Annotated in this window: 16 protein-coding genes; 6 read left to right on the top strand and 10 right to left on the bottom strand. The window is 35.8% G+C overall.

Going from position 1 to position 15,149, the window contains the following annotated elements; genetic code table 11:
• Positions 1-37: 37 nt before the first annotated feature.
• Entirely contained in the window at positions 38-1,549 is a 1,512-nt protein-coding gene (locus HLX49_RS10870) for a polysaccharide deacetylase family protein (protein WP_296361852.1), read from the bottom strand.
• Between the two features lie 678 nt (positions 1,550-2,227).
• Between HLX49_RS10870 and HLX49_RS10865 the strand changes: the two genes are divergently transcribed.
• The gene (locus HLX49_RS10865; protein WP_101933178.1) at positions 2,228-2,566 is read left to right on the top strand and encodes a nucleotide pyrophosphohydrolase; all 339 of its coding nucleotides are present in this window, start codon (positions 2,228-2,230) and stop codon (positions 2,564-2,566) included.
• Positions 2,567-2,904: 338 nt separating this feature from the next.
• Here the strand turns inward: HLX49_RS10865 and HLX49_RS10860 are convergent, their stop codons facing one another.
• Both HLX49_RS10860 and HLX49_RS10855 read right to left on the bottom strand, forming a co-directional pair.
• Complete coding sequence (locus HLX49_RS10860; RefSeq protein WP_296361847.1) at positions 2,905-4,248, bottom strand: hypothetical protein; 1,344 nt, start codon at positions 4,246-4,248, stop codon at positions 2,905-2,907.
• Between the two features lie 106 nt (positions 4,249-4,354).
• Positions 4,355-5,419: a hypothetical protein gene (locus tag HLX49_RS10855; RefSeq protein WP_296361845.1), complete on the bottom strand. Its 1,065-nt coding sequence runs from the start codon at positions 5,417-5,419 to the stop codon at positions 4,355-4,357.
• A 229-nt stretch (positions 5,420-5,648) separates the two neighbouring features.
• Here HLX49_RS10855 and HLX49_RS10850 point away from each other — a divergent pair, with 229 nt between their 5' ends.
• From HLX49_RS10850 to HLX49_RS10840, 3 genes are all read left to right on the top strand, one after another.
• Positions 5,649-6,236, top strand: a complete 588-nt coding sequence (locus HLX49_RS10850) for an LURP-one-related family protein (protein WP_296361843.1) — start codon at positions 5,649-5,651, stop codon at positions 6,234-6,236.
• Between the two features lie 370 nt (positions 6,237-6,606).
• A complete protein-coding gene (locus HLX49_RS10845; RefSeq protein ID WP_296361841.1) occupies positions 6,607-6,756 on the top strand; it encodes a TetR/AcrR family transcriptional regulator in 150 nt (49 codons plus the stop codon).
• 108 nt (positions 6,757-6,864) lie between these two features.
• Entirely contained in the window at positions 6,865-7,218 is a 354-nt protein-coding gene (locus HLX49_RS10840) for a TetR-like C-terminal domain-containing protein (protein ID WP_296361839.1), read from the top strand.
• Positions 7,219-7,299: 81 nt separating this feature from the next.
• Here HLX49_RS10840 and HLX49_RS10835 read toward each other — a convergent pair whose 3' ends face one another.
• Positions 7,300-8,325 (bottom strand): restriction endonuclease, encoded by a 1,026-nt coding sequence (locus HLX49_RS10835; protein ID WP_296361836.1) that lies wholly within the window; start codon positions 8,323-8,325, stop codon positions 7,300-7,302.
• A 179-nt stretch (positions 8,326-8,504) separates the two neighbouring features.
• Between HLX49_RS10835 and HLX49_RS10830 the strand changes: the two genes are divergently transcribed.
• Complete coding sequence (locus tag HLX49_RS10830; RefSeq protein WP_296361834.1) at positions 8,505-8,753, top strand: hypothetical protein; 249 nt, start codon at positions 8,505-8,507, stop codon at positions 8,751-8,753.
• 85 nt (positions 8,754-8,838) lie between these two features.
• Positions 8,839-9,540 carry an aspartate/glutamate racemase family protein gene (locus HLX49_RS10825; protein WP_296361831.1) on the top strand — a complete coding sequence of 234 codons (702 nt, stop codon included), beginning with the start codon at positions 8,839-8,841 and terminating at the stop codon, positions 9,538-9,540.
• Positions 9,541-10,053: 513 nt separating this feature from the next.
• Here the strand turns inward: HLX49_RS10825 and HLX49_RS10820 are convergent.
• The 6 genes from HLX49_RS10820 to HLX49_RS17110 form a co-directional block, all read right to left on the bottom strand.
• A complete protein-coding gene (locus HLX49_RS10820) occupies positions 10,054-10,485 on the bottom strand; it encodes a hypothetical protein (RefSeq protein ID WP_296361829.1) in 432 nt (143 codons plus the stop codon).
• Between the two features lie 7 nt (positions 10,486-10,492).
• Positions 10,493-11,032 (bottom strand): LytTR family DNA-binding domain-containing protein, encoded by a 540-nt coding sequence (locus tag HLX49_RS10815; RefSeq protein ID WP_077701876.1) that lies wholly within the window; start codon positions 11,030-11,032, stop codon positions 10,493-10,495.
• Between the two features lie 12 nt (positions 11,033-11,044).
• A complete protein-coding gene (locus HLX49_RS10810; protein WP_296361826.1) occupies positions 11,045-12,508 on the bottom strand; it encodes a nitrilase-related carbon-nitrogen hydrolase in 1,464 nt (487 codons plus the stop codon).
• A 225-nt stretch (positions 12,509-12,733) separates the two neighbouring features.
• On the bottom strand, positions 12,734-13,957 hold the full coding sequence (locus tag HLX49_RS10805) for an MFS transporter (protein WP_101933175.1): 1,224 nt from the start codon (positions 13,955-13,957) through the stop codon (positions 12,734-12,736).
• A 13-nt stretch (positions 13,958-13,970) separates the two neighbouring features.
• A complete protein-coding gene (locus HLX49_RS10800; protein WP_296361824.1) occupies positions 13,971-14,789 on the bottom strand; it encodes an ArsR/SmtB family transcription factor in 819 nt (272 codons plus the stop codon).
• 263 nt (positions 14,790-15,052) lie between these two features.
• Positions 15,053-15,139, bottom strand: a complete 87-nt coding sequence (locus HLX49_RS17110; RefSeq protein ID WP_367112743.1) for a hypothetical protein — start codon at positions 15,137-15,139, stop codon at positions 15,053-15,055.
• Positions 15,140-15,149 lie beyond the last annotated feature (10 nt).

Raw genomic sequence — 15,149 nt, 5'->3', positions numbered from 1 at the left:
TGCAATGAAAAAAGAGAGACAATGTCCCTCTTTTCTTCTAAGTTTTAATTATTTCCGAAACAGTTACAAATTCATAACCTTCTCCAACTAAATAATCCAATACGGATTTCAACCCATTTACAGTAGATGTATGTATATCATGCATTAACAAAATAGAACCATCTGTTGTATGACTTTTCACTTCATTTAAAATTGCTACTGGATCAAGTGATTCCCAATCCCGTGTATCAACAGTCCAAAGAATGGATGGTAAACCTACAATTTTTTCTATATTTCCATTTGTCGCTCCATACGGTGGACGAAATAAAGTGGGGTTTTTACCAGCAGCATTACGGATGGCTTCATTGGTCTGTTCTATTTCTCGTCTTATTCCTGCTACACCTAATTTTGTTAAATCTTTATGGTCCCAGGTATGGTTACCTAATTCATGCCCTTCATCCTTCATTCTTTTAACGACGGTTGCATTTGCAGTTACTTTATTTCCCAGCATAAAAAATGTTGCTTTTGCGTTATACTGTTTTAGTAAATCAAGCACCTTTGGGGTGTTTTGCGGATGTGGACCATCATCAAATGTAAGAGCAACTCGCTTCTGATTCGAAGAAGGATGCTTTTCTTGATTAACTGAGGGAGAATTTGAATTTTTTTCTTCCTGCTTTATAGTCGAATCCTCTTGCTTATCCTCCGTGCTTTTATTATTCTCTGTACTATCATTATCCCTGGTATTTTCTTTATTCACGGTACTTTTACTATTCTCTGTATTATCACTACCCTCAGTGCTTTCATGTCTAATCATATCTTTCCACTCATCTGTTAGTACATCTTGCATTTTCGAAAAAGGGATAGTGATTTCCGCTTCTTTATCTATCACTTTATTATTATCAAACTGAAAAACTATCGATTCATCTGCAAGATACATATTGGAAAAATTGTTGTCCTTATCATAGACCCACTCCGATAACTTTTTACTAGAAAAATGTTCACTATATTTATCAGATTGTTCAAACGCATGCTTTAGCAATTGAAAAAGAGTACCTCGGTTCTGTTCTGTATCTTGTAAGATCTCTGTTTGGTTTATGTAATTATTATTCTTGCTATCTACTATAACGATGTCAGATAAATCTTGACATTGCTTTTCATGTAAGCAACTCTTTTCATGGATTGCTACAGAATAAATGTGATCTGAAAACTTTTGCATGTCTGAACGGATAGCGAGTCTCGCCTCTTGACTCTTTAATTGTTGTTTATTTTCTTCTACATTGTGTAAAAAATCCTCTTTAGCCATTTTTACAAAGGCATTCATTTTTTTGTTTAATTTCTTACTCTGAAACTGCGGATAATCAATCTCCATGCTATATACTTTGTCATGTGCTTTTTCAGTAACAACCTGAACTTCTGGATAATTGGGATGCGCTTTTTTTTCACTACTAGCCGTAGTATGGGTAGCAGCAACATCCTTATCTATAGATTTAAACAATGAACTAACTATTAGTCCAATAGCAATCAATCCGATAACTATCAGTATTCCGTATGTCAATTTAGTGGGCTTCATCACTAATACTCCTTTTGCTTACTATGTATCTGTGGTGATATGCAGGCGTGAATATGTCACATGGATAAATGAGTGAAACATAATAATTTTGCATGAAGTCAAACTTTCATCAATATGAACTTTCTTCCGTCCCTACCGAATGTTAGCACTACAAGAGTATAGCCAATAGACTTTTATTCATTTAGCCCTTCTAAATTGAAAATCTTATAGCACCTTACATGCGCGATATACTTTCAAATCACCTTTACAATAAGACAAATACACTTTTGCACTGTCTAAAAATGCACTAACTCTAGAAAATGCCCCTACTCTAAATAGAGAAAGGGAGCTCCTTACGCTTCACCTTACATATCAGCCTTCCTTTCCAAGCAAAACTAGTTTATAGATAACCAGCAGCAATCTATCAAACTATAATTAAAATATGTATCTCAAACAATAAAATAAGATAACATATCTAAAATACAAGCTCTATTCAATTTATTTCGACAGTATATATGGAATTATACAATTATTTTACATGATAAACGGGGAAGAGGTACATCATTTTATATAATTAAATTTTAGTATAAAATGTTAATGTTGGATTATCGACTATGTTATACTTCATGACATAGCATAATGCAGTAATAAAAAAATGTCTAGATGGTCTATATAAATAATTATAAAGGAAGGGACAATATGAATGATATAAGAAAATTAATCCAGAAATTGAACGCCTTTCGCGATGAGCGAGATTGGAGACAGTTTCACAACCCGAAAGATTTGGCTATCTCTCTGTCGTTAGAAGCAGCTGAATTACTGGAAGATTTTCAATGGAAAACAAGTGAACAAGCAATCGAGGAGAACCTAGAAAACATAAAAGAAGAACTCGCTGATGTCATGATTTATGCACTGATGCTTAGCCATGATCTTGATTTAGACGTTAAAGAAATGATATTGGAAAAAATGCAGAAAAACGCGCAGAAATACCCTGTAGAAAAGAGCAAAGGTAGGAAATTAAAATACGATAATTTATAGGTAACATTAGCGGTACGAAGCTTTTCATCTAGGTGCGACGAACTACCCCGCATACAAGCTTGGATGGGAAGGGAGAGCGTACAGCCCTTAATAACCGTAAAGTAAAAGCAAATCCATACTCTCCTAATACAAAAAAGAGCTGGGTGACTCATAATGCCTCATCCCAGCGTCTTTTTGTCAGTTGAATTATGATAAACACTTATTCATTTTGTATATTTTACAGTTGTAATTTACAGAGCATTACGCTACACAAAACGTTACAATATCGAATAAAAAGGATTTACTTTGAAAAGAGTAATGCAAATTATTGCACTTCCATCTTTAAAAATTATCAAATTTTATATTGTAATATCTACATAAGATGGGTTTTCTTCTAATAAATATGTCCGCATAGAATCTCTTGGCAAAATATGTTCAACAAAGCGGTTCCAATCTGCTATATAGTTACTTTTATTCCAGGAGTTATGATATTCATGATATCGCGACAACTTACTCGTTTCCGTATTTTTTGTGTGATTTATATACCCCTGCAAAATGGCAGACATGTCCTTCTGAAAAGATCCGTTCACATCTACAGCATCTAAGTTACCAACGAGGGAAGCCATGATGTCTTGAACAAGTTGGTCATTCCAATCCATACGATATGCTTCTTCATTCCTTACAAACGGATCATTTCGCATACGCTTGATATAATCTGCCGCTTTTTCATTTTGCTTGTCTACAAATTCCTGAAATACCATATCGAGTTTCGATTGTAGCCCGTCCCGCATTTCATAGCTGTCTTTGATGAGGGCATATTTCATAGCTTGAAACCCAAGCTCAACACCAAATTCCTCTTCCGATTTATGCTTGTTTCCACCTAATGGACGAGACCTATAATCAACATACTGCATTTCTTTCACAAATGTCCCAATAGCCATTAACTCATCCATATTATATCCGCTTTCCTTTGTTGATGTATTATTCGAAAGCTTCTCTCTATAAGAAGACTGCAATTGTTGAGCCATATACGTATTATCTGCTACCAACCACTCATTCGGGGTCCCTTTTATACCAGCAAAATCTTCATTTTTTTGTATAAACGTTGTATATTGCTCTTTGCGCTGTTGAAATAAATCTTTAATACTAGCACTGATCATTTCAGCTTCCTCATTCACACCATGCTCACTCAAAAAGCTACCCGTCATACGTGAAAATTGTTTCGCATAACTATCCACATGATTATTGATAATAGAATCAAGTTTTTTCAAATATTCTTCCCGTTCAGACCCAGTAAAACTCTGTTTTATTCGGAACTGGCTATAAGCATATTGGGAGGCAATATGATCCATATCTTTAACTAATCGATCTAATGTAGCATAACTAGGAGTTCGATTGGTTAGATCCATCTGTAAACGATCCCAATTTATATCCACATTGTTTAAATCGTCTTCGGTTAATGCTAAAACATCTTCTCGATTACGCTGTATTCTATCTCCTGTTATCTTGCCGTCACTTGTTCGAGATAGGTTCACTAAAATAGGGGACATCAACCTTCGTAATGCATGCTCCTTCGCTTCGTCTGTCGTAGTTTTATATGCTTCCAATTTGCTTATACCAAAGGAATTCGTATTAAATGGCTTCTTCTGTTCAGTCACTATACTGTTGTTGCTGTATACATGTAAAAAATGATTGATTTGCATGGACCTTTCCACCTTTTTAGTGAATTAGCAAACTCTAAATATACATGAACATCACAATATTTATTGTTAAAACTCCTTACCCTTCATTTCATTAAATGGTTATGTTTTAATTCAAAAATTCTATCGTAGGAACAGACTCAACACTACTTGCATAATAAAAATTTAGAACACTGAAAAAATCGATAGAACGTCCCTTGTTTACATCGAAAATGATTATATGATCCCCCCAATTATTGAGATCATCATCATCTAACCTTCTAGGAGTTGTTTTTCCAATTGTATCAACAAATGAGTCTTCATATTGAGTTGGCGGGCCTGATCTAAAGGATGAAACATGGTGCATAAATAAAGTTTCTTTATCTAAATATACTAATATTGCGTTATCAGAGCTAGCATAATCTGATTGGTAACTGACAGGGCCTGCAATTGATTTAACTTTTGCATCAGAAACGCTGTGTGTCCGTTGATTATAATTTCCATCCCAACTAAAATAATATTCACGTTCCCAATCCAAATGTGAATTACTTCCATCAACAGTAAGAACATAATTACCATTTGAATAAACTTCTCTATTTGGATAAAGTAATATTGCTTGCAACAATGAAGGAGAAGTAGAAATTATACTTGTTGCACCTGATGGATTAGTTGCATTCATCTTAATTGTATAATTATCCCCCATTGTTTCAGTAGAATAGACTCTTAGCGCCCAATCACCAGCTATTAATTGACTATTGGCTACTATATTTCCCGGCGAACCGCTTATAGAAGTAGGGTATGCTGTTTCTGTTTCCCAATCAACTTTATAGAGTTCCACAACGTAATCTGGATTATCCGTCTCTATTTCAAAAAGTATACTTCTATCATCAGAAGCATTAAAAAACCAAAAGTCATCTGGGTCCGTTTCCACTAAGGAATCATTAAAGAACATTCGGTCCCCCGAAATATTATAATTAGAATTAATAGACGCAGGTTTCTTTATAGTAACTCCCTTTGTTTTATCCAATACTGGCACTTCATCACTAAACTCCACATTTTGATTGCTCAAGTGTGGTTTTACATTAAAAGCTTTAAAATCCACTTCTGCTCCATAAGTCGTTAATGATAAAGAAAATAAACCCACCATTAAAGTAATTATAAAAACAATGATGGAGGACTTTCGTTTTATACTCATATCGGAACTCCTTTCTAATAATATATTAATATTTATATCGGTATAATTTATTCAAAATTAAATATTTTATTTAACATTTTTAAATATTGAAATTTATTTACAAATCGTTTAAACTGGTTCTCTCCAAAGAAGGTTATTTGGCTACTTTGGATACTACATATAGAAAAACCGAGGCTACCTTAAACAAAAAATAATATAGAAATGCGTATTTTCACATTGGAGGGTTCACATGTTTTTGCAATATAGTACATTTTTCCTGCAAAAAACAACGCTATATAAACTACAACGAAAAATCTATACAATAAGCGCAAACAACCAAATCATCGGCAAAATAGAAGAAACTCCGGCTTCCCATAAGAAAATAACGAATCAACTAGTAAAACTGGTCGCTTACCAATTCATAAGTTTTGATTTACAGGTTTTAGATAGTAACGGTCATATTTTAGGCTGGATTACTAAAAAACAGAAAGGAATAACAACCGATTTTCACCTCCTTTCCAATGAAGGAGAGCTTTTAGCAACGGTTCAACCAAAGCTAAAACTATCTACTGCAACGATGACGGTCATTGACAAAGAAAATAAGCAGCTCATACAAGCTAAAGGTGATTTTGGTGCCATTCATTACACTGTGAAAGCATGTAAAAACAACACTACGATCGCTTCTATTCAGAAACGGTCGCTTGTATACGATTCCATTCAAGATAGTATCCATCAACATGATGGTTATTATCTAACAATGGAAAAGACGGATGCCCTCACCAAGCTTGCCTTGTTAGCAATTGGCATCATGATAGATGTATATATCTATGATGTATAATACTTCTTTTTAAATCTCTCTATTAGGGGAAAGATAAGTAGAGAGAGAGTTTACACGGAGGGGTATGATGAGAAGAAAACCAAAGGTAATGAGCTATACCATCGTAGCGCCGATCATTACCTTTGGTTTTCCCAGCTTACTAATTGTCTTGATGCGACGATTAAATCTTCCAGGGATTTACATTACTAAAATTGTAAACAGGTACATAAACTAGTAAATTTTCTACTCGAAAAACCCAGAGCACTATGCAATTTTGCTCTGGGAATTAAGGTAGCAATATTCAAAAAAGCTATTCTGTTGCTAAATCAACAGATAAGTTTGCAAGCGTATACTATCGCATTAAAAACGAACAGATGGGTGGTAAATTGTTATGAAAGTAGATTGCAGAGTTCGTAAGTCAAAAGAAGCGTTAAAAACAGCTCTCATACAGCTTATGAAAGAAAAGGATTTACAACAAATCACAATTACTGACATTGTTAAAGTCGCTGACTTAAATCGAGGAACGTTCTATAAGCACTAATCTATTTTAGAAGATTTGATAGAAGAGCTGATTCAAGATGTCATATCAAACCTCATACACTCGTTTCGAGCCCCATACCATAATAAAAAAACTTTCATCCTTGAAGAGATGAAGGCTTCCACCATCAAGATATTTGATCATGTCGCTCGATTCTCAGAATTTTATCCAACCATCATTCACCATGAATCTATTATGCCAGGCTTTCAAACTAAATTATGTAATGTGATTAAAGAATTAGCCTTGAAAGATTTACAGGGTGCGGAAGAAAATCATACAATCAATAAAGACTTACAGGCAAGCTATCAATCCTATGCCCTGCTAGGAATGATTATTGAATGGGTGAAAAGTGATTTTAAATACTCCACCAAATATATGGCGGAACAATTAATTTATATTCTATCGTGCAAACCTATTTCAAAAGTTTATCAAACTTCATTTACAACAGAAACAGAACAATCGTAAAAAGACCTTCTAGTAAAATTAGGAGGTCTTTATGCTTAAGCGTTATGAAGTGCGCATGAGTTGAACCAATCCTTTTTGATGCTATTCGTTATCCTCGACGTTCAACATCCATACTCTTTTTAAAGGTATTTCTGTTTTTATATCATCACTAAGTAAATCATACGTTTCAAATAATTGCTCTATAATTTTAGCAGAATCCCATAAGCGTAATTTAAAAAACTGCTTTGGTACCTCATTTAACACGGACACTTTAAATCCGCTCCATGATACTAGTAATCCATAATCAGCGTTTACATTACTCATCGTTCCTAACAATTGATCCATCGTTGGACGACCGACTGGCGTACCATTCGTCTTCACTTGCACGCAAATTTTCGGCGAACCAAACCCTAGGGTATTAGAAGAAGCTAAAATATCAATTCCATGATCTGCTCCTTCTGGGCTACGATATGTCGTAAAACCTTTTGCCTTAAGAATCTCTTCAATTAACGCCTCCATCTTGTGTCCTTTAAACTTACGAATAATATGCTCAGAAATTTTATCCTGAATAAACTCCTCTAAGTTAACGGCCGATTCCTCTTCCGTTTCATCAATACGTGTTGTAATCGATTTCTGAACAACTTGCCAATTGTTCTTATACATTTCTTGCAATCGTTCTTCTGCATTATTTTTATGTATCTTACAAACAGTCATGAAAGCCCCTAACGAGTATAGAATGTCCTGATCAAACCTATCTCTCGGAACATCTAAAGCAAACCAACGGACATCGCGATAATGAAAGTAGGGGGATTCTGCATTCGGATCAAAACAATAATCGCCTTTAATTTCCCCAAAATGAATGGTCCGATTTAACTTGCTTGGTAACACAACCCAATCGCCTACTTTCATTCGATTTGCAATCGGGTATATTTGTGACGCCCAATTGATCGCTGTTTTTTCTTTTTCCAAACGATATTTTTTTATTAGCAAATCATATAGATCTTCTTTATTTGGATAATCTTTCAAGTTTATGTCCAAGTCTTCCCATGTTAAGTAAACACGATTATCATTTAAAAATTTATTCTCAAACTCCCCTTGAGAACCCGCTCGAAATAACCAAATGCTCAATTGGTACAACTCCTTATCTAAGTGGATGTAATAAAGCTTTTTAGAAACAAGGGCTTAGCATAGCACAGTTAGTAAATGAATCTATACATTAAACACCCCCACCTTCTTCAATAACCAGTACACTATCGCTCCATTATTGTAATATACTTCATTTATAAATTACTAGGGGGGGGGATTTTATGAAATACGTTTATCTTGTAGTCGTGCATGTTATGAATTTGCTTCTGTTAATCACGGTTGGATTTCTTGGCGTTGGTATGTTTGTAAATATTAGTGAACCTGATCATATACCAACCTTTAACCCGATTCATATAGGGCTTTTTATTTCCCTATTATTACTGTTGGTAATGAATGACACGTACCAACTCAAGAAGAGAAAATGGATTATGTTGCTATTTGGCTCATATTCTCTTTGGGTAAAACGATAAAATTAATACTTGACGCATCAGTTTATAGATTATACGCTAAGTAAAATTCACTAACACGTATGCCCATTGGAATGGAGGAAATGGAATGAAAACTATTGGACTTATAGGCGGAATGAGTTGGGAATCTTCAGCAGAGTATTATCGAATAATGAATGAAGAAGTAAAAGAAAAGCTAGGTGGATTACATTCAGCAAAATGTTTATTATATAGTGTTGATTTTGACGAAATTGAACGTTACCAAGCGGAAGGCGATTGGGAAAGTGCGGGCGAGGCATTAGGTAAAGCAGCATTATCTTTAGAAAAAGCAGGTGCAGCATTCATAGTAATATGTACAAATACGATGCATAAAGTAATTGATTCCATTGAAAAAAGGGTAACCATTCCTGTTTTACATATTGCTGATGCAACGGCAAACCAAATACAACAATCCAATATAAAAACCGTTGGATTACTTGGAACTAAATATACGATGGAGCAAAAATTTTACAAAGCTAGAATTGAAGCGAATGGTATTAAAGTGATCGTTCCAAATGAGAAAGCACGTAACGATATCCATAGAGTTATCTATGAAGAATTATGTGTAGGGAAAATAGAGCAATCATCGAAGGACTATTATAAGAATGTCATCCAACAGCTAGTTAATCATGGAGCTGAAGGAATCATTTTAGGTTGTACAGAAATTGGTTTATTAATTAAGCCTGAAGATTCAGAAGTTCCATTGTTTGATACAACCGTTATCCATGCAATTGAAGCAGTGCATGAAGCTTTAAAAAAAGAAAACTCTTAGCATAAAACTTGCTCTCTTACGCTCTGGTACCTAGCGATTTTATATACTACTAATTAAGGATAAATTGTAGTAAAAAAGGTATCAAACATATTGTGAAATTTATAACAAATAAGAAGTAATCCTGATTTTTCCCAGAAATATGTTAAAAATGTTATAAAACACAGTAAATAAGAGCAATTATAGGTCCTGTTATGAATAAATTTATCCTAAAAACTATAAGTGATAAAACCGAACTAAGAAGATAATGTGACAAAATAACCCAAAGAACGTTGGTTACCCCCGAAAGTTAGATTTTTTACTCTAACTTTCGGGGGTCGGTACCAACTTGGGTTATTTTGTATTTCCTTCACATTCAACAACTTCATCTAGCTTTAAAAATTTTCACTAGTTCTTATCTTCAATTGTTTTATATTAATTTTAAAAGTCCTCCTATAAAACTCATTATTATTTTCTTAATAGGAGATAGCTCGCCCAATAAGATTTCCTATACTTTAAAAAAAACCGCCAGATTACTTATTTCACATATACACGCTCCGCATGCTGTGATTTTTTCAGCTGTAAAAAGTCATTAAATCTTATCATCCGCTTGTTAAAGTAATAAATCAAAGGTAAGGAGACCAGCACGATAGCGACAGCATAACCATAAAATTCCCATTCATACAAAACAGCCAATCCTCCAAAATAGAGGTTTCCAATGACGTAAATCACTATAATTAGCATCGATGAGATCAAATATTTCGTAACAAAAGAATAGCGGTTGCTTGTTAGCACTTTGACATGAACGGCAAACGAAAGCGTGCAGGAAATGATGGCAATGAGCACACTAAACAAATAACCTTCTATATGAGTTACAAGCGATTGTCCAGTAAACAACAGCGCGAATGCCCGTATGAAGATCCCAATAAATACTGAAACAACAAGGGCTTCGATATAAAATTTTTTCATACTAATTCTACCTCATTCCTAAAAACGCTTTGAAATGTCCGACATAATTTTTCGATACTTCCACTTCTTTTTTTGAACGCTCGAATTTAAGCAATAAACGTCGGTTAAACCACGGAATAATTCGTGTAACGGCATCAATATGAACAATGAATGATCGGCTTACCTTAATAAATCGATCACTCGGCAACCGTTCCTCTAATTGATATAGCTTTTCCTTTAACCGATATACATCGGTGGCTGTATGACAAAGCACCCCTGCATCCAGCGCTTCAAAATAAAGAATGCTCGCATGATTGATAACATGGTACGCTTCATCTTTAAAACCGACAATCTTGGAAGTGGCGCTCGTTGTCGCAAATACTTGGAGCATTTCCCATAACTCATCTAACTGCTCGGGATGAAAGACGATACAGGGCAGGAAACCTGTATGAAGCCCTTCTTCCACGACATACAGGTCTGCCTTACGATATACTTCAATACCTAAAGACTGGAACTTTTCCAATACGTTATCACGTATATTATTGTTGCATACTAGTCCTAATTTCATGTGGGCTCCTTTTTATGATTCCATCTTTTTTCTACCAACAAAACGGATATACACCGTGGAAATAATTAAGATTATTATAATATAACCCGCAAAATATTTCCCCCACTTTGCGTACATGGTTTCCTTACCTTCTATTGGCACTTGTCCTCGCATGACCCATTGGTCGGTGGTGAAATGATCCATTTGCGCTAATGTTTGTCCCTTATAATCCGAAATCATGGACATACCATTTACCGTTTGTGTCACCACATTGGCACCATTTTCAACCCCTCTAAAATTACCGACAATCGTATGGTACGGAGAAATCTCTTTCCAATCTGCAGATGGGATGAACAACATATCGACGTTCTTTTCACCTGCTTGATTAAGGATAGATGGGAAATCTTTATCCCAACAGATTATCCCTGACAAACGCCCGTAATCTGTATCGACATATTTAATTTCCTTGTCTCCTTCTACCGTCTTCTCAATGATATTGCCGCCATATTTAAAGTGTTCAAACGCAACCTCCCCAGACGGTTCGATCATATATAAGACATTTTCATTGGGCGAACCTTCCTCTGTAAAAACATAAGGCACCGTAACAATATAGACGCCCCATTCCTTAGCAACCTCTCGGAGACTGTCCAAGTAATCTGCTTTTTGCGTCTCATCCAGCACAGCAACCCCTTCCGAATGGTGAATAATCTTCGCTCCCGCTTTTGCCTCCGTAATCGTCATGGCGATTAATTGTTCCAGGTTTTCTTCCGTTTTCTGTAAAAAATCACTGTTTTCTTGTTCATGTAGATTAAAAATCTCTAACACATCCGAATCCGTCCGATCCAGTGTATGAATACCAGATACGGTCACTGTTTCCGTATTTGCATTGGTTACGACACGTAAACCACCTAACGTAACGATAAGCAAAAGCACTGCAGTAGTTAGTATTGCCACATTTCGCTTCTTTGCTTTCATATTATCTAAACGAAGCCAATACACAATAGATGCTGTCCACATAATCAAAAAGGTGATTCCGGTAACACCGACTACAGAGGCCACTTGCATAACTGGCAAAAACCCGTGCTGCGAGTAACCAAGAATACCAAATGTTCCAAAAGGGTTAAAATATACATTGCTAAAATCCAATAACGCATACGTACATGGTAAGATCAATGTCGCAACAAAGGAGTTCGTTTTGCGAAAGCTAAGTTGTTGTAGTACAAATGGTAAAGCATAAAGTGAACCCGCCATTGCTGGAATGTAGCTAAACATCGGGATGTCCAAACTCGGTAGCATATTATGAAAGCTCAACTGATTACTCACTGCCGTTACCACCAACAAGACAGGCAAAGCTTTTTTCCAAGACATCTTCTCAATGGCAAACAAAAATAATACCGGAAATATCCAAGCAGCTGGCGCCATTAAAAATTTGCCATTGCTCAGCACCATAAATAATCCACCTAATAACAATAGTAAAATACGCATATATATTTTCATTTTCTTCGCTCCCCTCACATGTTACTGTAAGTATAAGAGCAAATCAGGAGCTAAGCATCGCAATTTCCGTAACAGGGACGAATAATACAGCGAAGCGGACAAATTGGACGGTTACAGATGAGAAAGTAATAAGACAAACTGCACGAGGTAACCAAACGCCGAAAAAAACAAATATTTAGATGATTGTTGGACAAAGATTGGAACCAAAATTCGCTCATCCTCGTTTTATGAAGCAGCCCTTTCCTCAGCATGATAGTGATTAATAAACTTGAAATACGGAAGCAGGATTCCTAATAACGAAACAACGGAAATAATCGAACCTATCCATAAATATAAAGGGCGAATTCCCCACGCATCGCTCAGAAAGCCACCAGCGATAACACCTAAAGGCATCACCCCTCTAATAATGAATAACCTTACAGAAAAAACCTTCCCCATTACATCGTGTGGTATCACTTTTTGGCATATTGTCGTATTATGAATACTAAAAATAGCCATAACCATCCCTCCTACTATTTCCGTTGCTATACCTAAGGCAATGCTCGTATTAAAAAACAAGGCGATAAATGTCAGTCCACCAATAAATAAGCTACCAAGCATGACGAGGCGACGGTTTTTCGATGTTATCTTGCCAACAAACATTGCACCTAATATGTAGCCAATGGGAAACCCAGCCATAAAATATCCGTACTCTGCATAACTTCCATTTAATTCCGCTGTGATATAAGGAAGTGTGGTAACCATCGTTACACCCACTCCAAACTGTACAACTGCCAAAAACACGCCCAACCATACTATGATTGGATTTGTAAAGAAATAAGCGACCCCTTCTAAAAACTCTTTTACCCAAGTCTTTCTCATTCCTTGATTCTTTCTAGCTTCTTGGATAAACAACAAGGTGAATCCGCTTCCAATCAATAAAACTGTTACGAAAGAAAGCGTTCGTGTTACTCCAATATACTCAATGACGAGTCCCCCTACTATCGGTGCCATGAAAGTCATAAGTCTAACTGTTCCATCTATGTAGGCATTCGCTTTCTCTAACTGCTCTTTCGTCACAATGGTAGGTAAAATTGCTTGATTTGCAGGCACATATAATGGAGTGATTAAACCAACCACTACCTGCACCATGTATACATGCCAAGGCAAAAGCGTCTCTGTCAGGATTGCAAAAAGCGGAACTAAAAAAATCATCCCTCTAATCCATTGCGAAAAGATCATCACCCATTTGCGACTCCAACGATCAATAAAAGGACCAATAAATAATTGAAGAAGCAGCGAAGGAATAAAGTATAATACCCACATACTACTTAATGCTAATGTCGAACCCGTTAATTGGTAGATTAAAACCGAATTACAAAAGGTGCCAAAAGCTCCCCCTAATTCAGATATACCATTTCCAAGCCATACAGAAACAAAAGACCGATTCCTTAAAACAGATGACTGCATGTCACTCCTCCCCTTATTTTTCTAAATATACTTCTAACTCCTTACATAGCAGCTGTATGGCGTCTTTTTTTAAACCATATTTTGCATGCAATATCTCTACTAGCTTTGCCGCTCTAAGAATTTTGAGGTGGTGGTGAATGGTAGATTTCCCAATATTTAATTGGTCTGTTAAGTCCTGTAATGTACGATTTTCTTCTGATAACAGCTTAACAATTCGAAGTCGCACCTCATCACCTAACGCTTTATGCTTCAGCACTAAGAAATTATTTGGCGTATATTTGTCATAAGGAGTAATACTTTCATTGGAAACCGGATAATAAAAAACTTTCGTTCTTTCTATATCTGCTTCAATATTCCATGGACGATAAATATATTGTGGAATTAATAAAACTTGATGCACACTTGGTTCAGGCGTGTATGTCACTCCACCAGTCGCCCACTGAACAAGTTCTTCTGGTGCTAATTTTTCTCTCATCTGCTTTTTAGCTTCATAATCATTTTTTAAAATGGTGCTTATCTCTGTCGCGTCTCGTTTTAAAACCTCTTTATACCAGCCACGCATTACGTGAATAAGATGCTCCTTTAAAAAGCTAATGTCGCACTTTGTCATGAATTCGATATAAGTCGGAAAGAAGGGGTTATCAGCCGTTGCTTGAACTAGCTTTTCTACGGAGCTCTTTTCTCCTTGAGCTGCTTTCTCTCTGTAGATTTGATAATCAATTCCGATAAACGGCAGGCATATGAAACGTAGTTCCGTTTCATCGATCGTATTAACATACGTGGTGAATTCGGATAAATCGGCAAACTTCCGTTGATGAAGTATTTGTAACAACGACTTCCATGTATTATTTTGCTCAACGAAATTGAGGTGGGCCAATAGTTCATCTGTTATAGAGTTTTTTATTTCATCCCAATATTTAAAGTGGACCCCATTGTCAAGACACAAATTTTAAATATTTAAGGTGGGGGAGCTATGGAGCTCCTTTAAGGGAAGGGGTATTAACATTTTTTTCATTATTATTCTCATTCATAGGAACTTGGTGGTCAAGGAGGGGCTTCACAACAAAGTTCCTATGGATGAGAGGGGGTATTCTTTTATGAATAATAAACAAACTCAGGTGTCTGGTAATTTAGCGATTGATGTAGTCGCTTTTGGTTATAGAATGCAAAATAGTTTCGAATTTCTTGTCTA

This window comes from Virgibacillus sp., assembly GCF_013393565.1.
Taxonomy (GTDB): Bacteria; Bacillota; Bacilli; order Bacillales; family Amphibacillaceae; genus Virgibacillus; species Virgibacillus dokdonensis.
The sequence above is the reverse complement of the archived record's forward strand: the minus strand, read 5'-3'. Positions and strand labels throughout refer to the sequence as shown.

Bases quoted from the DNA above. Each gene is read 5' to 3' on its own strand.
- HLX49_RS10870 (WP_296361852.1), bottom strand. From the start codon at position 1,549: ATGAAGCCCACTAAATTGACATACGGAATACTGATAGTTATCGGATTG.
- HLX49_RS10865 (WP_101933178.1), top strand. From the start codon at position 2,228: ATGAATGATATAAGAAAATTAATCCAGAAATTGAACGCCTTTCGCGAT.
- HLX49_RS10860 (WP_296361847.1), bottom strand. From the start codon at position 4,248: ATGCAAATCAATCATTTTTTACATGTATACAGCAACAACAGTATAGTG.
- HLX49_RS10855 (WP_296361845.1), bottom strand. From the start codon at position 5,419: ATGAGTATAAAACGAAAGTCCTCCATCATTGTTTTTATAATTACTTTA.
- HLX49_RS10850 (WP_296361843.1), top strand. From the start codon at position 5,649: ATGTTTTTGCAATATAGTACATTTTTCCTGCAAAAAACAACGCTATAT.
- HLX49_RS10845 (WP_296361841.1), top strand. From the start codon at position 6,607: ATGAAAGTAGATTGCAGAGTTCGTAAGTCAAAAGAAGCGTTAAAAACA.
- HLX49_RS10840 (WP_296361839.1), top strand. From the start codon at position 6,865: ATGAAGGCTTCCACCATCAAGATATTTGATCATGTCGCTCGATTCTCA.
- HLX49_RS10830 (WP_296361834.1), top strand. From the start codon at position 8,505: ATGAAATACGTTTATCTTGTAGTCGTGCATGTTATGAATTTGCTTCTG.
- HLX49_RS10825 (WP_296361831.1), top strand. From the start codon at position 8,839: ATGAAAACTATTGGACTTATAGGCGGAATGAGTTGGGAATCTTCAGCA.
- HLX49_RS10820 (WP_296361829.1), bottom strand. From the start codon at position 10,485: ATGAAAAAATTTTATATCGAAGCCCTTGTTGTTTCAGTATTTATTGGG.
- HLX49_RS10815 (WP_077701876.1), bottom strand. From the start codon at position 11,032: ATGAAATTAGGACTAGTATGCAACAATAATATACGTGATAACGTATTG.
- HLX49_RS10810 (WP_296361826.1), bottom strand. From the start codon at position 12,508: ATGAAAATATATATGCGTATTTTACTATTGTTATTAGGTGGATTATTT.
- HLX49_RS10805 (WP_101933175.1), bottom strand. From the start codon at position 13,957: ATGCAGTCATCTGTTTTAAGGAATCGGTCTTTTGTTTCTGTATGGCTT.